The sequence below is a fragment of the Psychrobacter sp. ANT206 genome (assembly GCF_056880555.1).
Map to the genome: position 1 here is coordinate 1,782,946 of NZ_CP096271.1, position 24,489 is coordinate 1,807,434.

Annotated in this window: 22 protein-coding genes and 1 tRNA gene; 11 read left to right on the forward strand and 12 right to left on the reverse strand. The window is 42.9% G+C overall.

Annotated elements, in window-relative coordinates; all coding sequences use genetic code 11:
- Positions 1 to 168: 168 nt before the first annotated feature.
- On the reverse strand, positions 169 to 1,293 hold the full coding sequence (locus M0221_RS07430; protein WP_483284770.1) for an MFS transporter: 1,125 nt from the start codon (positions 1,291 to 1,293) through the stop codon (positions 169 to 171).
- A 641-nt stretch (positions 1,294 to 1,934) separates the two neighbouring features.
- Here M0221_RS07430 and M0221_RS07435 point away from each other — a divergent pair.
- Positions 1,935 to 2,357, forward strand: coding sequence for a tetratricopeptide repeat protein (locus tag M0221_RS07435; protein ID WP_483283426.1), 423 nt, complete (start codon positions 1,935 to 1,937; stop codon positions 2,355 to 2,357).
- Positions 2,358 to 2,550: 193 nt separating this feature from the next.
- Entirely contained in the window at positions 2,551 to 3,297 is a 747-nt protein-coding gene (locus M0221_RS07440) for a hypothetical protein (protein ID WP_133104551.1), read from the forward strand.
- Between the two features lie 28 nt (positions 3,298 to 3,325).
- On the opposite strand, the gene M0221_RS07445 is transcribed toward M0221_RS07440, so the two are convergent.
- Complete coding sequence (locus M0221_RS07445) at positions 3,326 to 3,475, reverse strand: hypothetical protein (protein WP_483283427.1); 150 nt, start codon at positions 3,473 to 3,475, stop codon at positions 3,326 to 3,328.
- A 170-nt stretch (positions 3,476 to 3,645) separates the two neighbouring features.
- Positions 3,646 to 4,191, reverse strand: coding sequence for an Rrf2 family transcriptional regulator (locus tag M0221_RS07450; protein ID WP_133104550.1), 546 nt, complete (start codon positions 4,189 to 4,191; stop codon positions 3,646 to 3,648).
- A gap of 489 nt (positions 4,192 to 4,680) precedes the next feature.
- Here M0221_RS07450 and ychF point away from each other — a divergent pair, with 489 nt between their 5' ends.
- From ychF to M0221_RS07465, 3 genes are all read left to right on the forward strand, one after another.
- Positions 4,681 to 5,772 (forward strand): redox-regulated ATPase YchF, encoded by a 1,092-nt coding sequence (ychF, locus tag M0221_RS07455; protein ID WP_011513855.1) that lies wholly within the window; start codon positions 4,681 to 4,683, stop codon positions 5,770 to 5,772.
- Positions 5,773 to 5,908: 136 nt separating this feature from the next.
- On the forward strand, positions 5,909 to 7,342 hold the full coding sequence (locus M0221_RS07460) for a deoxyguanosinetriphosphate triphosphohydrolase (protein WP_483283428.1): 1,434 nt from the start codon (positions 5,909 to 5,911) through the stop codon (positions 7,340 to 7,342).
- Positions 7,343 to 7,424: 82 nt separating this feature from the next.
- Positions 7,425 to 8,105, forward strand: coding sequence for a TetR family transcriptional regulator (locus tag M0221_RS07465; RefSeq protein ID WP_011513857.1), 681 nt, complete (start codon positions 7,425 to 7,427; stop codon positions 8,103 to 8,105).
- A 49-nt stretch (positions 8,106 to 8,154) separates the two neighbouring features.
- Here M0221_RS07465 and gspK read toward each other — a convergent pair whose 3' ends face one another.
- The 8 genes from gspK to M0221_RS07505 all read right to left on the reverse strand — a co-directional run bounded on the left by gspK (position 8,155) and on the right by M0221_RS07505 (position 16,024).
- Positions 8,155 to 9,228: a type II secretion system minor pseudopilin GspK gene (gspK, locus tag M0221_RS07470; protein WP_483283429.1), complete on the reverse strand. Its 1,074-nt coding sequence runs from the start codon at positions 9,226 to 9,228 to the stop codon at positions 8,155 to 8,157.
- Positions 9,229 to 9,231: 3 nt separating this feature from the next.
- Positions 9,232 to 10,101, reverse strand: coding sequence for a type II secretion system minor pseudopilin GspJ (gspJ, locus tag M0221_RS07475; RefSeq protein WP_483283430.1), 870 nt, complete (start codon positions 10,099 to 10,101; stop codon positions 9,232 to 9,234).
- Positions 10,098 to 10,577, reverse strand: coding sequence for a type II secretion system minor pseudopilin GspI (gene gspI, locus M0221_RS07480; RefSeq protein ID WP_483283431.1), 480 nt, complete (start codon positions 10,575 to 10,577; stop codon positions 10,098 to 10,100). Before gspI ends, gspJ begins: the two co-directional genes overlap by 4 nt.
- A gap of 3 nt (positions 10,578 to 10,580) precedes the next feature.
- Positions 10,581 to 11,264 (reverse strand): prepilin-type N-terminal cleavage/methylation domain-containing protein, encoded by a 684-nt coding sequence (locus tag M0221_RS07485; RefSeq protein ID WP_483283432.1) that lies wholly within the window; start codon positions 11,262 to 11,264, stop codon positions 10,581 to 10,583.
- A 176-nt stretch (positions 11,265 to 11,440) separates the two neighbouring features.
- Complete coding sequence (locus M0221_RS07490; protein ID WP_011513862.1) at positions 11,441 to 12,124, reverse strand: TetR/AcrR family transcriptional regulator; 684 nt, start codon at positions 12,122 to 12,124, stop codon at positions 11,441 to 11,443.
- A 233-nt stretch (positions 12,125 to 12,357) separates the two neighbouring features.
- On the reverse strand, positions 12,358 to 13,146 hold the full coding sequence (locus tag M0221_RS07495) for a TatD family hydrolase (RefSeq protein ID WP_483283433.1): 789 nt from the start codon (positions 13,144 to 13,146) through the stop codon (positions 12,358 to 12,360).
- A 150-nt stretch (positions 13,147 to 13,296) separates the two neighbouring features.
- The gene (gene tfpB, locus M0221_RS07500) at positions 13,297 to 15,084 is read right to left on the reverse strand and encodes a type IV pilus assembly ATPase TfpB (RefSeq protein ID WP_483283434.1); all 1,788 of its coding nucleotides are present in this window, start codon (positions 15,082 to 15,084) and stop codon (positions 13,297 to 13,299) included.
- 58 nt (positions 15,085 to 15,142) lie between these two features.
- Positions 15,143 to 16,024: a tRNA (N6-threonylcarbamoyladenosine(37)-N6)-methyltransferase TrmO gene (locus M0221_RS07505; RefSeq protein WP_483283435.1), complete on the reverse strand. Its 882-nt coding sequence runs from the start codon at positions 16,022 to 16,024 to the stop codon at positions 15,143 to 15,145.
- Positions 16,025 to 16,422: 398 nt separating this feature from the next.
- Here M0221_RS07505 and M0221_RS07510 point away from each other — a divergent pair, with 398 nt between their 5' ends.
- Both M0221_RS07510 and M0221_RS07515 read left to right on the forward strand, forming a co-directional pair.
- Complete coding sequence (locus M0221_RS07510) at positions 16,423 to 17,196, forward strand: ferredoxin--NADP reductase (RefSeq protein WP_011513866.1); 774 nt, start codon at positions 16,423 to 16,425, stop codon at positions 17,194 to 17,196.
- 139 nt (positions 17,197 to 17,335) lie between these two features.
- Positions 17,336 to 17,422: transfer RNA gene (locus tag M0221_RS07515), tRNA-Leu, on the forward strand.
- 242 nt (positions 17,423 to 17,664) lie between these two features.
- On the opposite strand, the gene M0221_RS07520 is transcribed toward M0221_RS07515, so the two are convergent.
- Positions 17,665 to 18,318, reverse strand: coding sequence for a TetR/AcrR family transcriptional regulator (locus M0221_RS07520; RefSeq protein ID WP_011513867.1), 654 nt, complete (start codon positions 18,316 to 18,318; stop codon positions 17,665 to 17,667).
- A 238-nt stretch (positions 18,319 to 18,556) separates the two neighbouring features.
- On the opposite strand from M0221_RS07520, the gene M0221_RS07525 reads away from it, so the two are divergent.
- The 4 genes from M0221_RS07525 (at position 18,557) to M0221_RS07540 (ending at position 24,404) form a co-directional block, all read left to right on the forward strand.
- Positions 18,557 to 19,708 carry an acyl-CoA dehydrogenase family protein gene (locus M0221_RS07525; RefSeq protein ID WP_483283436.1) on the forward strand — a complete coding sequence of 384 codons (1,152 nt, stop codon included), beginning with the start codon at positions 18,557 to 18,559 and terminating at the stop codon, positions 19,706 to 19,708.
- 175 nt (positions 19,709 to 19,883) lie between these two features.
- Entirely contained in the window at positions 19,884 to 21,092 is a 1,209-nt protein-coding gene (locus tag M0221_RS07530) for an acetyl-CoA C-acetyltransferase (protein WP_483283437.1), read from the forward strand.
- A 77-nt stretch (positions 21,093 to 21,169) separates the two neighbouring features.
- The gene (locus M0221_RS07535) at positions 21,170 to 23,353 is read left to right on the forward strand and encodes a 3-hydroxyacyl-CoA dehydrogenase NAD-binding domain-containing protein (protein ID WP_483283438.1); all 2,184 of its coding nucleotides are present in this window, start codon (positions 21,170 to 21,172) and stop codon (positions 23,351 to 23,353) included.
- Positions 23,346 to 24,404: a CaiB/BaiF CoA transferase family protein gene (locus tag M0221_RS07540; RefSeq protein ID WP_483283439.1), complete on the forward strand. Its 1,059-nt coding sequence runs from the start codon at positions 23,346 to 23,348 to the stop codon at positions 24,402 to 24,404. Before M0221_RS07535 ends, M0221_RS07540 begins: the two co-directional genes overlap by 8 nt.
- The last annotated feature ends 85 nt before the right edge of the window (positions 24,405 to 24,489 follow it).

The following is a 24,489-nucleotide window of genomic DNA, read 5'->3' on the forward strand; positions in this document are numbered from 1 at the left end:
TTTTATCAATAACCTCTTGATAGTAAAAAAAAACCAGCCTCATGTAAAGGCATGACACGTAAGTGGCACAATACTCATTGTTCGAAAATAATCGTTTCTCAATTGCTTAGCTTGTGATAGCTTATTTTATCTCTTATGTTGGTTTGTCTGGTGTTATTTTGTCTGGCATTAAGCAGAACGCGGTTTTGTTTTTATCATGCCAAAACTTGCGACCAAAAGTGCCAATACTTGTACAAATAATAATAGCCAAACGGTTAATGACCATTGTCCACGTGCATAAACGATACCACACAGCCAGGCGCCCATCGTGCCGCCCGCATAATAAGCCATATAATACAAACCTGAAGCTAATGAACGTCCGTTTTTGACATTGACGGCAATATAGCTAATGGTTGCCGCTTGGGTAACAAAAACGCCTGACGACATAATGGCAAGCCCAATAATAATGCCCCATAATGGCGTGACCAGCGTTAATAACGCACCAAGCATCGAAAAAATCACTGCCACTCGAACGGTGCGTGCTGCCCCAAATCGACGTAATAATGTTGTCGACAATGGCGTGATAATCACTCCGATTAAATACACCGCAAAAATATTAGCAAGCGCGCCAGTGCTAAGCTCATAAGGCGTGCCAGCAAGATGTAGATTGATAAAGGTAAAGCAACCAACGAGCGAAAAAAGCACACAAGCACCGAGCAAACATGCGGTTACCACATAACGATTGGTCAAATGCTCACCAAGCGTCTGCATCGCTGAGCGAAAATTTGGATTGGCTACAAAATGCCGCGACGATGGCAACATCTTGCCAACCCATAGTGCACCGATAAGCGTCATCGCTGCCATCACATAATAGCCTGCACGCCAGCCAATATATTCATGCAAATGCCCCAGTAAGAACCGCCCCATAAAGCCGCCAAGTACCGAGCCTGAGACATAGAATGACATCAGCTCTGTGACAGCTCGCCCCTCGAACTCCTCACCGATATAGGCAATGGTCACAACCGTAATGCCTGGGACAGACAATCCTTGCATAAAGCGCCACATACCGAGCCAGCCAATACTAGGACTTTGGGCGATTAAAGCAGTAGGTATCGCTAAAAACAACAAGGCCCCAACGATAAAAGATTTGCGCCCGACCGCATCAGATAGCATCCCTAAAAACGGTGACATAATGGCAATCGCCATCACTGTTGCGCCAACAACCATCCCTGCCTGCACTTCAGTCGCTGAAAAATCTACCATCAATACTGGCAATACCGCTTGAATAGAATACACCTGCAAAAAGGCGAACATCCCAATCAGACCAATAGTTAACTTCAGCACCCATGAAGGCGAATCAAAGGGTATCTTTGTCGTGTTGTTATTTATATGATTATTCAAAAGAGTACTGACTATAAAAAGGCTCATTTAGCTTAGGCTAATTGGGCGTGGGTGATAGAAATATGGCAATCGTACACAAAATATCTAATCTAATAACTGTAAAAATCATGACTTAACATCAAAAAAATTTAATGAAGGCAATTTTAATCACGGTATTTTCCATTAAAGTCTTATTCACTAAATCAGCTGAGTTCCAAAGCCAATAATTCTTAAAAAGTTAAGTTGCATTTTATCACAGCACATAACAAACACAGGTTGCGCTATGTTACAAAACAGCATTCAACACCATAATGGCATTAGCCTGCAAATATAAGCCTATAACTATAAAAACGGCTTATAAAGCGCTCAATAAGAAACCGTGGATAAACTCAATCGTCTCTTGAGTCAGCGCAGGTAGGGTGCTATTTTACAGTCCCTTCCAATGTATGGCGTTCAGCAGTAACACAAATGATGTTAAAATAACGATTTGTCCGTATTTTACCTACAGTGTTGCCCGTAATTTCAGCCATATGTTGCCTAAAACGCTATGCTTAATTTTAAAAAGGATGTAAGTCATGATTAACACCAAAATATACAAGTCCGTTTATACCTTGGCTGAAAAGCTACTAGAAGCCGATAGAAAAGGACATCAAGAAGCCTTTAATTGGCTATATAGCGAGTTAAAAGCGATTTGTGTCGATAATGAAAATACCGATAAAGACCATCCAGAGCAATGGGAAACGCTAGCCGACTTCACTGCAGAGTTAGATGAAGCGTTGGTCATTTATGATAAGGCACTTGAAAAAGCCAAAGCCATCAATTCAAAAGACCATCTGTCATCCATTGCGTTTTCTATGGCAGTTATCCAAGTTGAATTGGGGCAAAAAGATACTGCAATTACCAGCCTGCAGAACGCAAAAATTACCGCCAATAAAATCGAAGATAAAGAGTTTAAAGCGGAAATAGATGAATTACTTACCAAATTGTTAGCAGAATAAACAACTCAAACTTTCGATCCGGTGCCAACACAACATCAAATCAATACATTTCTACATTCGTATATTGATACACATCCTGCTATCTTTTTTATGGCAAACTTTGTATACCTATACATAGGCATAAGCGTTTATATATCAGCAGCCGTATAACCACTAAAATAGTTAAAAAAATAAACCATAAGGACGAGTATTAATGAGCGATAAAATCATAGATTTGGGTGCAGGATTTTGGAACATTCGTGGTACGTTTCGTTTAGGCGGTGTGCTGAATATCGGTACACAATGCTCATTGGTTAAGCTTGCCTCTGGACGATTTGTTTTTTTAGACAGCTACACCTTGACTGATGACGTGCGAGCGCAAGTGATGGCACTGACTAATAATGGGCAAGATGTCGAAGCGGTACTTAATTTGCACCCCTTTCATACTGTCCATTGCGCGCAAATGGCAAAAGACTTTTCGCAAGCGACTTTTTATGGCAGTAGTCGGCATCATCAAAAAGTACCTGAAGTGCAATGGGCAGACGATTTGGTCGAAAGTGATGCGGTCGCTGAGCGTTATCCTGAGCTTAAGTTCTCATTGTCACAAGGGGTTCACTATATCGCACCTAATGAGATGATTCATGCAGGTTCGCTGCTGGCATTCCATCCTGCTAGCAAAAGCTTACACGTCGATGATACTTTTATGAGTCCACCGACAAAGCTATTAGAAGCGGTGTTACCTGAATTATTGCTACATCCTACTACCAAAAAAGCACTAAAAAATGAGCCAAATGCTGGCAAAGAGTATTGTGATTGGGCGAGCAACTTGGCAAATGACTGGCGCGATGTACGCAACTTTTGCGCAGCACATTCTTATTTGGTCAAATTTAAAGATGGCGATTTTGAGAAGGCATTATTAAAAGCGATTGCAAAAGCACGACCTAAGCTTGAAAACGCGTAATTGTTGATTGGATAAACGATAAAAAAGGCTACCAAAATGGGTAGCCTTTTTTAGCGCGAAACCCTGTTTGCAACGTCGGGGCAACTTGTATGGTACTGTCTTGAGTGGCGTTGCTAACCGTATCTAAACTTGAGCAACCTGTTAATAACATAACTGCCATAACAGCTGATGCGCTCATTTTGCAAACGCATTTTATAATATGACTCTTTAATAATCTTGAAGTTAATTTAAATAATTCTCACTAGAATGGCATAATATTAATAATAACTTCACAATGATGCTAAGTAGATCACAACATCCTGTCTTATTTAAATTGCCTTTCAAAATAGAGAAAATATGTTATGAAAATTATGATAATAACGCTGCAAGCTCATCCTTATTCTCGATAATGTCTGCCAATGTATAGCGTTCAAGCACGGCAATAAATGCTGTCAACGCTTCAGCAAGCACCTGTTTTAGCTGACAGACCGGACTGATAATACAGCCTGAAGCTATGTGACTTACAGTTTCATCAATCAGTTTTAATGACATATCGTTGGCGCTAGCGTTCTTGTCTTCATTTATTACAGCACTATTAATATCAGCGATCGAGCTGTCCAATGAGTTTGTAGAAAAGCACTCAACCAAAGCAAAATCCGGCTCTATTTGTTTAATCAATTCACCCAAATTAATGTCTTTTGGCGCGTGCGCTAAGCGAATACCGCCATTCTTACCGCGCACACTATCGATATAACCAAGCTGTCCGAGCTGCTGGATAATCTTGGTCAAATGACTTTTAGATATATGATAGCTATTGGCAATATCACTGATATTTGCCAATAACGTCGGCTCGGGCTTAGTCGCCAAATATATTAACGAGCGCAGTGCATAATCACTGTAATTGGTCAATCGCACCTTAAAGTGCTCCTATTTTTAATGGTTTATTCATTTATTCTAAGGGCTGTGCTAGATAAGTAAAGTGATTTAAAACCGCTTTATAAAAAGAAATGGATTGAATGTGGAATAACGCCCCAAGCTTATCGAATCAGTTATTATCCGATCTCACAAAAACAGTAGAAATCTATTGCTTTCAGCGACTTAGACTATTCACGTATAAAAACCATCAGGAGTCTAAATGTCTAAAGAGAGAAATAGAAGTTAATGAATGCTATTCTGGCAACAAAAGCACCCTATCGTTGTCTATTTTGAAGTGCTTCAACTACAGTAGCTTAGCATAATAATGAGAACCAAAAAGGCAGCTAATACTGCTCGATGAAATTCCAATTAACCAGTATAACAACCTCACCCATATTCGGTTAAATTTGCTACAATACGCCCAATTTTGATTTACTATTTTACTAAGTCTTATATCAACTGATTTTATCAATATATTGAGAGCATGTTATGGGTTTTAATTGCGGCATCGTCGGTCTACCAAACGTGGGTAAATCCACCCTGTTTAACGCCTTGACCAAAGCGGGTATCGCCGCTGAAAACTTTCCATTTTGTACCAAAGATCCCAATACGGGTATCGTTCCAGTGCCTGACCCACGCCTAAAGAAACTGGCTGATATCGTTAACCCTGAGCGCGTACTACCAACGACGATGGAGTTTGTGGATATCGCAGGTTTGGTCGCTGGTGCGTCAAAAGGCGAAGGCATGGGCAACCAATTCTTAGCCAATATTCGTGAGACCGATGCGATTGCGCACGTGGTACGCTGTTTTGATGACGACAACGTCGTACACGTTGATGGTCGCGTTAGCCCTATCGACGACATCGAGACCATCAATACTGAATTGGCATTAGCCGATTTAGAAGCGGTTGAGCGCGCGATCTTTAACTTGACCAAAAAAGCCAAAGGCGGTGATAAAGACGCTGGCGCCATGCTTGATATTTTTAAGAAAATCGAGCCGTTATTAGCAGAAGGTCAAGCCGCACGCGCCGCCAATCTTGATGCTGATGAGAAAAAATTAATCAGAAGTTATGGTTTAATTACTCTGAAGCCTACCATGTATATCGCTAACGTCTCTGAGGACGGCTTTGAGAATAATCCATATCTTGATGCCGTACGCAACTATGCCACTGGCGAAGATTCTATCGTTATCGCATTGTGTAACCAAATCGAATCTGAAATTGCCCAGCTTGATGAAGATGATAAAAAAGACTTCTTGGCTGAAATGGACATGCTCGAGGCCGGCCTTGACCAAGTGATTCGTGGTGGTTATGATTTGCTTGATATGCAGACTTACTTTACCGCTGGTGTAAAAGAAGTGCGTGCATGGACAGTCGCTGTTGGCGCAACCGCACCTCAGGCAGCTGGCGTGATTCATACGGATTTTGAGCGTGGCTTTATTCGTGCTGAAGTCATTGCTTATGACGACTTTATCGAACATAACGGCGAAAAAGGTGCTGCTGCTGCCGGTAAATCACGCTTAGAAGGCAAGACTTATATCGTACAAGATGGCGATGTGATGCATTTCCGTTTTAATGTTTAATGCTTAACCTTTAATACTAGACAGCATGTTTACACAGTCTTAGCATAGAACAACCAAAAGCCAGCCTTGATGCTGGCTTTTTTTATTATACTGGGAGCGACAACCATTAAATAATAAGAATAAAGGATTATGTACTATGATCGCTCCTATCAATAAACCACTTAATAGCCGTAGCCACTGGGCAAAACTATTTAGTGCCCAGCGTTTAGGTAGTCAGAAAAAAGCCCCTGCTCAAGATACTGCGCGCTCTTCTTTTCATAAAGACTATGACCGATTGGTGTTTTCGCATTCCTTTCGTCAACTCAATCAAAAGACCCAAGTCCATCCATTGACCAACCAATTGGGCATTCATACCCGACTTACACATTCACTAGAGGTTTCTTGCATTGGGCGCTCTTTAGGGATCATGGCAGCCGAGAAGCTACATGACAAACTAGACGGTGGTTTACCTGATGGTGTCACGCCAGCTGATATGGGTGTCATCGTACAAGCGGCGTGCCTCGCCCATGATATCGGCAATCCACCCTTTGGGCATGCAGGAGAGTACGCTATTCGTGACTGGTTTATGCACTCTGAACGTCAAACCATTCTGCAAAATATGAGCAGCAATGAGCAATTAGACTTGTTGGCTTATGAGGGTAATGCGCAAGGATTTCGCATACTCATCCGTAATGAGCATCACCCTGATGCAGGTGGTATGCGCTTGACTTGTGCCACGCTAGGCGCGTTTATGAAATATCCTTGGCTTGCGACGCATAGTAATAATGACACTCAAAGCAGTCATCAAAGTACTCCGCACAGCAGGATATCAGCTAAGGCGCAGAAATTTGGCTGCTTTTATAGTGAAGCCGCACAGTTAGAAGAGTTAGCAGCATGCTTGAATCTACCTCGCTCAGAGCAGCATGACGGTTATGCTCGCCATCCCCTCGCCTATTTGTTGGAAGCTGCTGACGATATTTGTTATGCGCTGATAGACTTAGAAGATGGTATCAATCTAAATATGCTTACCTACAATGAGGTGGCTGCTATCTTCTATGAGCTGATTGGCGAGCGTCCTAGCACTATCAGCCTGCCTACACATATGTCCGTCAGGCAGCATCTGGCATCACTACGTGCACGGGCAATGATGCGATTGGTCAATACCGTCACCGATGCGTTTGTTGATAATAGTGATGCGATGCTAGCGGGTACACTGCAAGGCAGTCTATTTACCCATTGTGATGCGACCGTTCAGCACGGTATTACCCAAGCCAAAGAGTTAGCACGTGAAAAAATTTTTAACCACCCAAGTAAAGTGCGCATGGAGCTAATGGCCAATCAATGTCTGCATCGCCTGTTAGATGCTTTTATGCCGTTAGCTTGGACAAATCAGACAAGCACACCGATGTCCTTTGAACAACAGCGTTTGCTCATGTTGCTAAAGCCACATCTTGATGAGCATCACCGTGTTTTAACAGATAATATTTATCAAAATATGCTCAATGTCTTAGATTTTATAACGGGCATGAACGACCATGAAGCTTATCGATTGGCTCAAGAGCTACAAGGACATTGGGGGACTGTTGTTTAAAAGCGACATTTAAGCGTATTTCATTCGTATTTTTGCAATGAAATGAGTATGATAGACATCTATCAGTTAATTTTGAAATATTATGAGCAGTCGCGAACAAAAAAAACTTCAAACTCGGCACGCCTTTTTTAATGCAGTGCTTGATTTATGTATGACAGGACAATCTTTTAGCTCTATTAGCCTCAGACAAGTCACGCGCGAGGTTGGTGTCGTGCCGACCGCATTTTATCGCCATTTTGATGATATGGAATCGCTCGGTCGCGCTTTGGTTATTGAAGAGCTAGGTGGTACATTAGCCACTTTGAGTGAGAGTTTGCATATTGGACGTAAACGCAGCTTTGAGCGTCAAATTGCCAAAAGTATCCAGCTATTCTTGCATATGGTCAGTGAGCAACCCTACTATTGGCAGTTTTTGGTCAGTGAGCGCTATGGTGGCTCGGACGCCGTCCGTAAAGCCATCAATGAGCTTATCAAACAGCATGGGGGAAGCTTAGCAGACGATTTGGCGTTACAGCCTGCTTTTACCCACATTAATACTTATGATCGTAGACTGCTGGCTGAGGCTGGGGTCAATATGTTCTTCTCTTGGATTATTGATTGGCTAGAGCTGACTTATACTGAAGATCATGATGATGAAGTCGACTTGGCTGAAATTGAACAACGAAAGCAGCTGATGCTACATAATTGTACGCGCCAAGCACAGATGTTGTTTTATGGCGCTTATAATTGGAAATCTACTGAAGAAACTCACTTAAGTGATTAATAAGACATATATTTGATTGTTTTTGATGATTATCGTTTAGTGATAATCATCAAAAATTTGGTCGAAATGCCCAAAGTCGTTGCGTCACCACGCGAACCTCTTTGGGCTTTTTGTTATCAGCGTTTTTATTATTGATATTGGTATCATCGCTGTTATTGCTATTTTCCGTAACATCAGTAGCAGTCTTGCTAATCATGATGGTTGCATAGCGTTGTCTTGCCTGACCAACAGTTGCATTATCCGTAGCAGTGATCAGTGCCGTAAAAGCTTGGCTATCAACCGCCAGGAGTGGCGTTAGTGCTTTTCGTTGCTTATTATCCAAACTGCTTAATATTGGCAACTGCCATATCTCATCAATAGACTCGACTACTTGCTTTTCCCGTAGATCAACGATGGTTTGCATTTGCTGACTAGTTGCGCCGTCGATCAGAGCAGCAAGTATCACCGGACTGGCTGTATTCATATTAATAGGTAAATAATGTGGCACCACTGCGATATAAGGTCGTAGCACTGCCAATACTTCCGCATTGATGCCTTTTACATTTTGCAGCTGATCGATATTGACCAATCGTTGATTGGGTAAATCGTTATCCGCTGAGCTATTAGACTGCTGGTTATAAACCGTACTTTCATCACCACCATCTTGATAAACCTCACTGTCTGTATCTTGATAATCAAGAACAGCAATAGCAATATCTGGCGCCAAATTCAATTGGGTTAATAGCCGTTGAAACACTGCCAAAGCATTACTATCAACTGCGCCGTTTTGATATAAATTATTGATATTAAAGCGACTGGCTTCATCACGTATTTCAATGCCAATACTATGTGTGCCCAAGGTATAAGGGGGTACAGGCTTTGCCCAGATATCTTGCGTACTATCAGTGTCATTTAGATTAGCATCGGCACGAATCATCGTAACCGCTAGTTGCTGACCGGCATCGATATCTTGTAAGAGCTGGTTTTGATCAAACAACAAACCGCTGCGTCTAATCGCAATTTTTTGGCTGGCAAGCATCGCCCCTGCAACCACCGTAATACTAACCACTAGTAATAAAATGGTAAGTAGCGCGACACCACGCTGAGAGTCGGCTTTCATGGGCATAACTGGCATGCTTGGCATATATTAAATTCCATTCCCTGAATTATTATCTACATTGCCATTGGCTGCATCATTGTTGCTTGCGCCATTACTATTGCCGTTGCCGTTGCCGTTGCCGTTGCCGTTGCCGTTGCCGTTGCCGTTAGAATTATCAGGAGTATTATTTTTATTGGCACTATTATTTGGTATTGGCTGCGGAGCAAGCGCCCACTGCCAGGTAATCGGCATATCTTGATAAGTGAAAGTGATAGCAACTCCTTTCGGTAGCAGCACACTCTCAGGCTGAGCAGTGGTTGACGCCGCCCCTTTTCCAAACTGGCTGTTCAAGCTGGCATTGTCACTATTACTGTCTTTATTGGGAAACTTTGTACTTATTTCTGGCAAATACGCTTGCCATTGCCCTGCTGTCACCCCTTCAAGCAAGACACTATCCAAACTGATACTATCACTACCTCCGCCTATACTGGCATATTGACGGCGAATCAAACGCTCATCAGCAAAAATATATTCGACATGCTGCATACTAGGACTGCTTTGATATCGAGGATCAGGATCAGCAAAACGGACAAAGCTGATACGCGTACTATCCAGACTCATAAAAGGTTCAGGCGCAGGCTGTAGTGCATTTTCTTGATTGCTATTATTTGCATTATCGACATTTGAAGCACTGGCAATTTGAGTATCTACTGCTTGATAAGGAACGATTTGCCCCATATCTTGCTGTAGCTGCAGATAAGCATATTGCAAAACGGCTAAATTATCTGCATGGAACTGGGCACGTTCTCGAGCACGATTGACGCTATCAAACACCTGCCAGCCTGCCACTGCTAGCATCGCAAATATTGCCATGGCGACCATCAGCTCAAGTAAGGTAAATCCATGCTGAGATTTCACAGACTACCTCCATTTGGGTTTGAGCCAGTCAAGTCCAAACTACCTATATCTTGCTTTGAGTTGCTCAGTATCACATTGATATCATTGACTGCGGTACGCGTCTGACCATCTATGATAGGCGCAACGGCGATATTCACTTTTTTTAATGCTGGCGTTATACCCTCACCCACAGTCATCGTAATTTGCCAGTCGCGACCTTGTGCATTGATTGTCTGGGCACTATTAGCAGTTAGCCAGGTGTCTTGAATACGTAAGTCAGCAGCAGCGTTTTGGGCAACAAAATGCGCAAGCGTACGTGTCCGTAATACATCGACCGAGCTTAAATAAGCACTACTGGCACGGCTCGCAGCCACTGCCACAACCGCTAAAATCGCTAGAGCAACCATCACCTCAATCAAGGTAAATCCGCTCTCATGCTTTGGTAGGTTTGGCTTTCGGTTTACATGGTTAGGTTTGGCTCTGTCATTATTTATCATCGGTTATTGCCCTTGACCTATCGACATACTGCCATCTGGCATAATCGTAATGACCTCACCTACCAGACGCGAATTATGGCGCACTTCAATGGTCACCGGTGCTGCTTGCCCTGTGCCAAACCATAATACTTGCGGCACTGTTTGATCTGTAAACCAAGGTTGTAGCGTTTGGATTTGTCCTCTATTTGACATATTACCAGCATCTAGGCTTTGTATGGCTAAGCTCACCCCAGCAGGCAGCTCAGGCAAAGTGACTTCGGACTCAAGCTCCCAGCTTGGTGTTGGTAGCTTGTCTTTAATCCCACTAGACATACTGGATAAATCGGCAGATAGCTCCATTGAATTTTTAGGCGTGCCATTTGTATTAGAAGATATAGAAGCGTCAGTTTGATAAGCCACATAAGGATTAGATAAAGTGACTATAACCGGAGTTACTTGACCTTGCTTATTGGCTTGCAGACTCAAACCCATCGGCTGCATACGTTCAGCCGATAACAGCCTAACATAGCTTAATGAATCCGTCAGATGCTCATAAAAAGCGCGATTTTTACGCGATTCACTACTACCTACTGATAAGCTCATCATGCCAGCGAATATAGACAAAATAACCACGACGACGACGATTTCAACCAGTGTAAAGCCAGCTTGGGTATGATGATGTTTCATTGGTGATGAGAGTTTTGACATACAAAAGTCATCTTGAATGGCGTCATTCTTTTAAAAATGACGTTATATTGGGTGAGATATAAAACGGGAGAGAGGATTGATCGTATCAAGTAAAGGTTAATGTGCTGCTATATAGCATATAACAACACAGATTTTTATAAAATAACCACTCATGGTTTTCACGTTACAGTAAAAACCTAATAATTGGTATTGCGATGTTCCTCTGACTCAGTATCAATCTGTTCGACCAATTCCTGCATATCCTCATCCATCACTTCATCCTCAGCCGCCGGGTAATGGCTTGGCAGCTCTAGCATTTGTTGGACAAAGGCATAACGCAGAGTATCGCGGCGTCCCAAATAACGCTGATAAAAACTTGAGTTCAACAGCCCTGCACCGCCCTGACCCATCGCCCAGATAGATGATAGATAATCACGTGTGCTCAAGCTACTGTGCTCATCCTTCAGATAAGCACTGATGATATCAATCAAGCGCTTCATGCGCTGACGGCGAATATCATATAGCTCACCAAATAAGCGGTTAAGACCTGTCACTGATGCTGCTAAACGCTCTTCGATTTGATTGAGTAGCATGGCTTTTTGTGGATTAAATAATTGCTGGAAAATCATACGAGCGACGCCTGCTGATGGGCAATCGTCAATACGATTAATCTCAAACAGCTGCTCTTCATAACGAATGATAATACGCAGATAGAGCTCATCTTTACTGGAGAAATGCTTATACAATGTGCCTTTAGCCAAATCAAGCTGGTCTGCCAAGCTGTCTAAAGTGATGTCGCCATCGCCTGACTCAAGTAGCAATTGCTCTGCCATTGCTAAGATATTCTCTTCTCGTACCTTGAATTGATGCTGACGACTCATAACTTCTCCTAAAACTTGACAATATCATGCATATGACCACAGTTCGTATTGGCATATCGGCATTCGGAGTATCAAATACTTCAAAGACTGCTTGACGAACACAATAAAGAAATATGCTTATGTTTGCTAAATAATCATTTATAATCATGTACTTATATTTAACACTGCAAGACGGCATGCATAAAACAGCTGCCACTTGCAAGAAATGACTGAGTGGTCATAGCATAACCATTTTAATGATACTGTGCTAGTAAATTCTCAAAGTTTTTTGCAGTCAATGTACCGACCTCTTCGCTACTGCAGCCATACATCTCTGCAATACAACTGGCGACATAAGGTACATAGGCAGGTTCATTAGGGCGACCACGTTTGGGGACAGGCGCTAGATAAGGGCTATCCGTTTCGATCAATATCCTGTCTCTTGGCATATTTTTTGCCGCATCTTTGATATTTTGGGCGCTTTTAAAGCTGACAATGCCTGAAAATGAGATGTAAAATCCTAAGTCTAAGGCATGTTTTGCGGTTTCCCAATCTTCGGTGAAACAATGAATAATGCCATGCTCAGCACCTTCTGCTTTTAAAATATCAATCGTATCTTCTTTAGCATCACGCATATGGATGACAAGCGGTTTTTTTAGGCTTTGGCTGGCATGAATATGACGGGCAAGGCTGGCTTGTTGCGCTTTTTTATTTTCTGTCGACCAGTAATAATCAAGTCCCGTCTCCCCTATTGCCCACACATGGTCAGCGCTAGCCGTTTCTATCAAACGTTCAACGGTTGCAGATTGTAAAACGCTGATATCTTCACAAGGGTGAATACCAACGCTCATGCCAAGATTGAGCGTTTCATCGCCGTAGGTACTGACGATATTGGCAATCTCATCATATTCAGCAAAATCACACATAATTGCCATCGCGCGAGTGACATTGGCTTCTTTCATCGCGGCAATTGCGCCAGACAATTGACCATCGTATTTGGTCAAATCTAAACGGTTAAGATGGCAGTGGCTATCGGTAAACATAAACAATCTCGTTATAGTCATTTTTAAAAATTATTGGGATAAAAATTTCAATTTGTATGGTATTTATTGTTTTGAAGCGGGCACTTTTCAAGCACTGCTTAACAAACTTACTTTTAATGCAATGGCATCTTTTAATATAGCGGCTCTCTACTAATGCAAAGGTACCACGCGCATCACCTCTTCCATGGTCGTTACCCCTTCACTAATACGCTTCGCACCCGATAGGCGTAATGGCTGTACGCCTTCACGGTATGCTTGCTGCTTTAATACATCCAGATTGGCATCAGCAGCGACCAGTTTTTTCAACTCATTTGATAATGGCATAATCTCATAAAGACCAATACGACCTTGATAACCAGTATGGCGGCAATGCTCGCAACCCTGTGCCTTATAAATCTGCGCTGGCACGGACGCGCGCCACGGCTGTACTAATTCTTGCCATTGAATGGCAATCTCGCTATCTAAGGTCACGTCCACGGCTTGCTTACAATGTGGACATAATGTCCGTAATAAACGTTGTGCCATGATGCCCAAGATAGTCGCTGACGTCAAAAAAGGCTGAATACCCAAATCGTGCAGTCGAGTAATTGAGCTTGGTGCATCATTGGTATGCAAGGTTGAGAGCACCAAATGTCCTGTCAAAGACGCTTGTACTGCCATATTAGCCGTTTCAGCATCACGAATCTCACCAACCATAATAATATCAGGGTCTTGGCGCATCAAAGAGCGAATACCATCAGCGAAATGTAAATCAACCCCTGGATTGACCTGCATTTGATTAAAGGCAGGTTCAATCATTTCAATCGGATCTTCAATAGTACAGACATTGACTTGCTCAGTGGCGAGCTGCTTGAGCGTACTATATAAAGTGGTCGTTTTACCCGAACCCGTCGGACCGGTAACCAATATAATGCCATTTGGATGCGCTGTCAGCTCGTGCCAAGTCTCCAGCTGCTTACCTGACAAACCAAGCTGAGCAAAGGAGCGTACTAGTACCTCAGGGTCAAATACCCGCATAACCAACTTTTCACCAAAGGCAGTCGGCATCGTGGATAAACGCAGCTCCGTCTCTAAGCCTTTTGGTGTACGTGTTTTTAGTCGCCCGTCTTGTGGTTTGCGTTTTTCTGCAACATTGAGCCGTCCCAAGATTTTAATACGTGCCGTTACCGCCACTATAATAGCGAGTGGCATCTCATAAACACTATGCAGCACCCCATCAATGCGAAAACGCACCTTGCCCGTCTCACGACGTGGCTCTAAATGGATATCACTGGCGCGCTGCTCAAAGGCATATTGCAACAACCAATCGACGACTTTGACAATATGTTGGTCATTGGCATCGGGGTTGGTATTGTCCCCTAGCTGTAATAGTGCTTCAACATTAGTGATATCAGATGCGGCACGTTTATGTAGTGAGTTCGCCCCTGCAATCGCTTGCGTGACTTGGTAAAATTCTTGCCGATAGCGATTGATTTGTTCAGGATTAATAAAGACTGTACGATAGCTTTTTGACTTAATGAGCTTTTCAATATTGCCATGCCAATCGGTATAAAATGGCTGATCGGTACCGATAACCACCTCATCAAGCGTTACTTCAATCGGCAAAATATGCTGCGAGCGTGCATACTCAAACGACATGAGCTGCGTCACTGCTGGTACATCGACTTTTAACGGGTCAATACGGACCAGCGACATATCTGCTTTGGCAGCCAACCATTGATTGAGCCATGCCAAAGTTAATTTATTTTCAGTATTATTATCAAGTGCATGGCTATTAGGCAGACCAAACTCACTAATGGTCAATAGCGGATGTTGGCCCTTAGTGCGGCGACTGGTAATCACAAGATTATAGCCTCGTTGATCGATGACTTTATCTGCCAACAACTCATCAAGGCACCAACGTAAATCAATCACTATCGAGTACGGTTGAGCGGGCATAATTTTCTTCTTTTATGGTTTAAGTCGTGTCATTAATGATTATATGCACTGCGATGTTTTATATTTCTACCACTGCGGTTATCTGTAATTCGCCCGATTCCAGCAATTGAAAGCTGACATCAACAGATTTATAACGCATGACAAATGACAAATCTGTTTCTATACGGCGATAAGCTGGGCGTGGGTCTTGTGCTATCAAGGCTTTTATATTATCGAGATCAGGTATAAGTAACTGTTTCTGTATTTTATCAATGACCGCTTTTACCTTTGCTTTTTCATTGTGAGCGGTTTTTTCTGCTTCATTATGAATATGTTGATTGTCTATAATTTGCACAAACTGCTCATAGGCAACTTTAGTGACAGTCACCTCCAACAAATGCGGCGCAGAGGGCGCAAAGCCACTTTTTGCCTCAGGTAGCGCATCACTATAAGTCACATAAGGCTTAATATCGATAATTGGCGTACCATCTATCATATCAGCACCGCTAATGATAAGTAGCACCCGTCCTTCTACAATCTCAATAGCTTCAAGCTTAACCACAGACAATCCAAGCGCTGAGGGTCGATACATACTGCGACTGGCAAACACGCCTATCTTCTGATTGCCACCCAAGCGTGGCGGTCGCACTTGCGGGCGAAAAGCGCTCTCCACTTTCTCTTTCTGATTATCATCATTTGAGCTTGCCTGCTTGTCTTTATGCAACTTGTCTTTATATAAATAGTTATGATGAAACTGCCAACTTACCCATATATGGCTAAAATCTTCCAAACCAACAAACGCAGCTGGCGTATCATAAGGAGCAATCATCTCAATAACACTGGTCAATGCAACCAAATTTGGCTGTCTTGGTGCGCCAAATTTCTGTGAAAGCGGCGCACGATGGTAGCCGATAATCGGTGCTATATGATTACTCAATGAAGAAGCAGTCTGACAAGACATAAATCAAATCCAAAAAACAGGGTTTTATAGTTCCACATAAGCGCTATACAAGCCATCTGTGACTAATTATAGATAATAACTCACTAACGATATTCCATTTTATCATGCTATACCAAAGCCGCTTGACGGATTTTTATTTTAAAGTTTGTTATGATGAGCGAGAAATTTATTGAGAATGGCTTGCATTCATCATTAATGGCTTAAAAATCGCGGTCATGCGCGCCGCATCACCTTATAACGCCGAATAATAATGTTAAAATAACAGAGTGATGGCTTCATTAGCATTGATAGCATTCATCTTCTATTAAAATTTTGCACCATTTTGACTTTATCATGAAAAATGGGTATTCAGCATTTATTTAGATTGATACAGACTACCACTTACTAACGAGGAATTTATGTCAAAACTTCGCACCGAAACGGTTACAGAGGTTCATCATTGGAATGATGCACTATTTAGCATCAAAACCACACGCGACGACGGCTTGCGCTTTCGCAATGGCGAGTTTGCGATGATTGGTTTGGTCGTTGATGGCAAGCCGTTGCTGCGCGCTTACTCGATTGCCAGTCCTAACTATGAAGAGCATTTGGAGTTTTTCTCCATTAAAGTGCAAGACGGTCCTTTAACGTCTCGTCTGCAACATATCAAAGTTGGTGATGAGCTATTGGTCAGTAAAAAACCAACGGGCACTTTGGTATTAGATGATCTATTACCGGGTAAAAACCTTTATATGCTCTCAACCGGTACAGGTGTTGCACCATTTTTAGCATTGGCACGTGACCCTGAAGTCTACGAGCGTTTCGAAAAGGTCATATTAGTGCATGGTGTGCGCGGTATTAGTGACTTGGCTTATCGTGACATGTTCGAAAACGAGCTGCCGAATGATGAAATTTTTGGTGAAGATTTCCGTAAGAAATTCATCTACTACCCAACGGTCACTCGCGAAGAATTTAGAAACACTGGTCGTATTACCGACTTAATGAAATCTGGCAAATTTTTTGAAGATATCGGACTGCCTCCGATGAATAAGGAAGATGATCGTGTCCTAATTTGCGGTAGTATGCCATTTAACGCTGAAGTTTCAGCTATTTTGAATGATTTTGGTCTAACAGTATCACCGCGTATGGGTGTTCAGGCAGATTATGCGGTTGAACGCGCCTTCGTTGGTTAAAATCTAAACTTTTATTCAAAATACAATAAATAATTCTTGACGCTCAAAAATAGGCTGCTATAATACGCAGCCTATACAGAGATAACCCTGTAGCCCAATTCGATAATGTTTGCAGTATATAAACTTTATTACCTAACACGCCGGTGTGATGGAATTGGTAGACATGACGGATTCAAAATCCGTTGCCTTTAAAAGCGTGTCGGTTCGAGTCCGACCACCGGTACCAATTAGCAGTACAAGCAAGTCCGAGAATGACTGATTAGCCCTTATGTTTAATAGCATAAGGGCTTTTTTGTGTCTGTAGTAGTCCGAGCAGGTTTATAGCAAACTGAGATTAATAACAGTAAACCAGACAGTAATGCCCCTTTTTACTGTTTTCATTAGTTAAAATGACTGTCTAACGATAAAAGTTAAGATTAGAAACACTGTTAGAAAGTCAGGTTCTAGTATGGTCTAGGCGATAAGCCATTACACTTTCTCTGTTTCAGGCTTAGATATCGCTCGCCATAAAATCACAAATAGCGCGTCAAATTCTGCGTTTATCGGCGTATTGGTCTGCCGCATAATATGCATAAAACCTAGACGGCTAATAAAACCCATAAAAACATCAAACAAAATATATAGCGGCACACTGTCATTCAATACACCCCGTTTTTGCCCATCTTCTAATACATCCAAAAATGCACCAATCAGTTCTTTATTCTCATAAATAGCAATACTGCGAATGCGGGATACCGATATCGAGGACAGCACCATCACTGCATCTGGATGGCTGTCGACAAAATCAAAACATACCCAGAGTGTCTTGCGCAATCGATCTTTCACGCTATCAATCCCTTGTAAATGGTCCATGATCCGCGTCGCCAACCTACCAAGCACGATATCCATAATGGTATTAAACAAAGTTTGCTTGTCTCCAAAATATTTATAAAGCGTTTGCAATGAAACGTTGGCAGACTTTGCAATTTGAGCCATCGTTACTTCACTAGGGTCGAAGCCTGCGAACACTTTACGAACCGCTTGTTCAATCTTATCCAAGGTGGCAGGTCGCATATCTGATAAGGGCGCTAAATGTTGAGAGGTCTCAATACCATCCTTTTGCTTGACCGCCTTCATTGTCATTACTACTTACTCCCTTTTAATCTACTTGGACTAGAGTCAATCACTTTATTCAATGAGCCAATTTTGTCTAAGGTAAGATGTATTACCATTTATTTTAAACGTGTTGAATAAAGCATTTTGGTCATCTAGTATATCTTCTACAAGTTTTTATTTTAAAGAGTTTTTAACACCGAACTAAAGGGTAATATAAATTACCCTAAATTCAATTTCTATATAATTAATGTCAAGGATGGACAACATGAGTATTGAAGCTTTTGCCTCAAACTGGATGACCGAAGAACACAGCATGGTATATGACAGTGCTTTGAAGATGTTTAAGAGCTGGGAAGATAAAGACGAGCAGTGGCGTGAAAACGGCATGATCGACCGTGAAGCTTGGCACGAGGCTGGCAATATGGGCTTTTTATGTGCGTCAATGCCTGAAGAATATGGCGGTGGCGGTGGTGATTTTGGTCACGAAGCCGCTATTTTGTTGGCTCAGGCACAGGCCAACCAAGCTGGTTTTGGTGGTATGGTTCACTCAGGTATTGTAGCGCCATATATTTTAAAGCACGGTACTGAAGAGCAGAAAAAAGCATGGCTACCTAAACTGGCTACTGGCGAATCTGTTGGCGCTATCGCAATGACAGAACCAACGACAGGCTCTGACTTACAGGCAATCAAAACCTACGCAGTGAAAGATGGTAACGACTACATTATCAATGGTTCAAAAACGTTCATTACTAACGGTCAGCATACCAACCTTATCGTTTTAGCTTGCAAAACGGATCGCGATCAGGGCGCTCAGGGTGTCTCTCTGATTGTGGTCGAAACGGATGGTTTAGAAGGCTTCGAGCGCGGTCGTAACCTTAAAAAGACCGGTCTATCTTCTCAAGATACCTCAGAGCTGTTCTTCAGCAATGTCCGTGTGCCACAGAAAAACCTATTGGGCGGTATAGAAGGCCTTGGCTTCATCCAAATGATGCAAGAGTTGCCACAAGAGCGTTTAATCATTGCGCTAAGTGGTTGCGGTGCTATCAAGCTGGCTTTAGAGCTGACGCTTGAATACGTAAAAGAGCGTGAAGCCTTTGGAAAGTCAATTTGGAAGTTCCAAAACACGCGCTTTAAACTGGCTGAAGTTCAAGCTGATTATCTAGCCGTAAAAGCGTTGTGTGACTCTGCTGTTGAAGCAATGATTAATGGCACCTTAACCGCACCGCAAGCGTCATTAATCAAGTATTGGGTGACCGAAAAACAGTGCAATGTCATGGATGAATGCTTACAGTTATTCGGTGGTTACGGCTATATGACAGAGTACCCAATCGCTCGTATGTATGCTGATGCTCGCGTCCAAAAAATATACGGCGGTACTAATGAGATTATGAAGGAATTGGCCTCACGCTTTATGTAATAGCGTTAGGTGAAACCAAGCCGCTCTATGAAAACCGCTACATGCAAATAAATACATGCCAGCCAATATAAGAATATTATTAAGCCAAATGTTAAGTATTGAATTGAGGAGAGTACATTCTCCTCAAAATTTCATTATTTAACAAATATCCAATGAAATATTAAAGGGATTTATTATGACTGAGACCGCTTATATCTATGATGCCATCCGCACCCCACGTGGCAAAGGTAAAAAAGATGGCTCCCTCCATCAGGCGTCACCTATCTGGCTGATTCGCACGCTACTCAAAGAGATGCAACAACGCCATAATTTAGATACCAGTTTGGTAGACGACATCATTTTAGGCTGTGTGACACCAGTCGGTGAGCAGGGTTCTGATATCGCACGCATCGCCGTTATCGACGCCGATTGGCATGAGAGTGTGGCAGGGTTAACGCTGTCACGCTTTTGTGCGTCTGGTCTCGAGTCAATTAACCTTGCGGCAACCAAAGTCATGTCTGGTATGGAAGACTTAGTCGTTGCCGGTGGTGTTGAGTCAATGAGCCGTGTACCAATGGGTATGGATGGCGGCGCTTGGTATATGGATCCACGAGTAAACGATGCCGTTCAGTTCGTACCTCAAGGCGTTGGCGCTGATACCATCGCAACGCTAAAAGGCTTTAGTCGTAAAGACGTTGACGAATTTGCATCAGAATCACACAGAAGAGCCGCGGCGGCATGGGAAAAAGGCTACTACGATAAATCAGTGGTTCCAGTCAAAGATTTAAACGGTTTATTGCTATTAGATAAGGACGAAACCATTCGCCCAAACACGTCAGTAGAAACTTTGGCTGGCTTAAAACCTTCATTTATGATGTCCGGTAAAATGGGCTTCGATGGCGTTATTCTTGATAAATACACCACTATTGAAAACGTTAACCATGTTCATCATGCGGGGAACTCATCGGGTATCGTTGATGGTTCAGCATTGTGTCTTGTGGGTAGTAAGGCTGCTGGCAAAAAAGCAGGTCTAAAACCACGCGCTAAAATAACGATGGCATCTGTGATTGGTTCAGAGCCAACCATCATGTTGACTGGCCCTACCCCTGCCTGCAAAAAAGCACTGACTAAAGCCGGTATGACTGCTGCTGATATCGACCTTTGGGAAATCAACGAAGCATTTGCTGCTGTACCTCTTAATACTGCGGATGACTTTGGTCTCTCGCTTGATATTGTCAACGTTAATGGTGGTGCTATCGCTATGGGTCACCCACTGGGTGCGACAGGCGCGATGCTGCTGACCACGGTGCTTGATGAGCTTGAGCGCCGCGATCTAAAAACAGCAATGATCACACTGTGTGTCGGTGGTGGTATGGGTATTGCGACTATCATTGAACGTGTATAAAAACGTTGATAAAACATTTATAAATAGCGGTTTTCGATGACTAATCGTACAGCATAATAAATTAAGAAGGACTGAATATGAGCACAAACAGCGTAAATGCCATTAATGAATTAAACAGTTTTTCAGCAGAATCAGACAACGGTATTATCACGGTTACTATCGATCAAGCAGATCGTAAAATGAATGTCATCGGTGATGGCTTTAATGACGCCTTCGCCAAATTGACGGATGCTTTTGTCAACGACCAAGAAGCAAAAGGTTTGATTTTAACGTCTGGTAAATCAACCTTTGTAGTTGGCGCAGATATCGACCAACTGGCCACTATTGAAACAGCTGAGCAAGCGTTTAACTTGGTTGAGGACTTAAAAGCTAGCCTGCGTACACTTGAAACGTCAGGTAAGCCAGTGGTTGCTGCCATTACTGGTACGGCACTAGGTGGCGGTTTAGAGCTAGCGTTAGCCTGTCATTATCGCATCGCTATTGACTCTCCAAAGACCGCTTCTAAAACAAAGCTTGGTCTACCTGAAGTTAAGCTAGGCCTATTGCCAGGTGGCGGTGGTACACAGCGTCTGCCACGTCTAGTCGGTATTCAAAAAGCACTTGAACTGATGACGCAAGGCAAAACGCTTAGCGCACAGCAAGCGGTTGACATTGGTCTTATCGATGATGTGGCTCATGACAGTAATGAGCTTATCAATAAGGCTAAAGCGTGGATTAATGAAAACCCAAAAGCGCAGCAGCCATGGGACAAAAAAGGCTTTAAAATCCCGGGTGGTGACAGCAAGCATCCTAAAGTGGTACAAGTATTTTCAATTGCGCCAGCGATGGCAAATCAAAAGTCGCACGGCAATTATCCTGCCATTACCCATATCTTATCTAGCGTATTTGAGGGCTGCCTAACCGATATCGATAACGGTCTTAAAATCGAATCACGCTTTTTTGTCGCTTGTGTATTATCAGACGTGTCCAAAAATATGATAAATACGCTTTGGACACAGTTAAATAGTATTAAAAAAGGTCAGTCACGCCCAGAAGGGTTTGAGCGTTCTAAAGTGAGCAAAGTCGGCATACTTGGTGCTGGCATGATGGGTGCTGGTATCGCTTACATCTCAGCTAAAGCGGGTATGGACGTAGTATTGTTAGATACGACTATCGAAGGTGCCGAAAAAGGCAAAAACTATTCTACTAAGTTGCTCGACAAGGCTATTAGTCGTGGTCGTTCAACGGAAGAGAAAAAACAAGCACTATTAGACCTTATTAAAACCACAACGTCTTACGACGATTTAGAAAGCTGTGATTTAATTATCGAAGCGGTATTCGAAGATGTAGACATTAAATCTGAATGCACGCGTAATGCTGAAGCAGTAATTCCAGAAAATACCGTTTATGCGTCAAACACGTCTACATTGCCTATCACTGAACTGGCCAAAGCCAGCAATCGTCCAAACCAGTTCATCGGTCTACATTTCTTCTCTCCAGTAGATAAGATGCCATTGGTTGAGATTATTGTTGGCGAAGAAACCGATGATGCCACTTTGGCTAAAGGTTTTGATTATGTCGGTCAAATCGGTAAGACACCGATCGTTGTCAATGACAGCCGCGGCTTCTACACTTCTCGCGTCTTTGGTACTTATGTCTCAGAAGGTATTGCCATGTTAAGTGAAGGTATTCACCCACGCAGCATCGAAGTGGCTGGTATGAAGTCAGGTATGCCGATGCCGCCACTCGCACTGCAAGATGAGGTGTCACTAAGCCTATCATTACATGTCATGCAGCAAACCAAGCGTGCCTTGGAATCGCAAGGCAAAACCTTTACACCGCATCCAGCCATGCCAGTGGTAGAAAAAATGGTCAAAGAACTTGGCCGTGAAGGTAAAAAGGTTGCTAAAGGCTTCTATGACTATCTGCAAAATAGTGAAAAGCATTTATGGCCTGAGCTCACTGAAATGTGCCCAATAACAGATGAGCAGCCGACTCAGCAAGACTTGGTAGACCGCCTACTTTACGTGCAAGCCAATGAGACCGCGAAGTGTTTCGAGGAAAACGTCGTACGTACGGTAGCTGATGCAAACGTAGGTTCAATCTTCGGTTGGGGCTTTGCACCGAACCAAGGTGGTACATTACAGTTCATCAACTCAGTAGGCGTTGATAAATTTGTTGAACGTAGCCGCGAGCTTGCTAGCAAATATGGTAAGCGGTTTGAACCGGCTCAAATATTAGTGGATATGGCTTCAAGTGGTGAGGAGTTTGTTGATGGCTAATCAAGCTGATACTATGAAAAACTGCCTAGAGGGGCTGCGCGTTGTTGATTTGACGCGCAACCTCCCAGGGCCTTTTGCGACTAGACTACTTGCAGATTTAGGCGCGAATGTTATTAAGATTGAACCGCTTAATGGTGATCCTGCCCGCGCCTTTGGCGAGCTTTTCACCGCGTTAAACCATGGTAAAGAGAATCAAAAAGTTGATTTTCGTGATCCAGCAGGTATTGAAACAATCAAAACGCATCTTAAAGATGCCGATGTGATGCTTGATAGTTTTCGCCCAGAAGTGCTTGAAGGTATGGGGCTGGACGCTAAGATCCTGCATGCTATTAATCCAAAGCTGGTCATGGTATCGATTACGGGTTATGGCGTTGTTGATGGCGAGAGCATTACCCATGATTGGGCTAATAAAGCTGGTCATGACATCAACTTTATGGCGATGAGCGGCGTGCTTGATCAGCTCAAAACCGCAGATGGTGATCAAGCAATGCCTAATATCCAGTTTGCAGATTTGGCAGGCGGCAGTGATACGGCAGTCATTACCCTTTTGGCTGCCGTGTTGTCAGCACAGCGCACGGGTAAAGGTCGTCACGTTGCGGTCAGTATGACCCATAGCTTGTATCAGCATCTGGTCATGCCAAAAGCAACTGGTAAGTTGGTTGCAAGCTTCTCTGGTAAAAACCCAAAGCCGGAGCATGATTTTTTAGGTGGTCTACTACCCTGCTATCGTTTGTACAAAACAGCAGATGATCGTCATATGGCAGTCGGCTCTTTAGAGCTAAAGTTTTGGCAAGGTTTATGTGACGTATTAGAGTTACCTGAGCTCAAAACTAAGCATTGGCAAATGGGTGTCATGCCTAATACCAGAGACAGCCAAGAAGCGGCGCAATTGGTCGCTGATACCTTTGCCAGCTATGGTCTTGCTCACTGGCATCAGGTTTTTGAATCGGCAGATGTGTGCGTTACGCCAGTATTAACATTAGCAGAAGCCCGCGCACATCCTTTATTTGCGCACCAAGATGAGCATGGTGCAACATTAGGCTGGCAGTAAAATGACATACTAAGGACGCTGTTTTAAAGTTAATCGTCAAAAACCAAAGAAGGTTTATGCTGGAAAAGATTTGGGTAGAAAATTA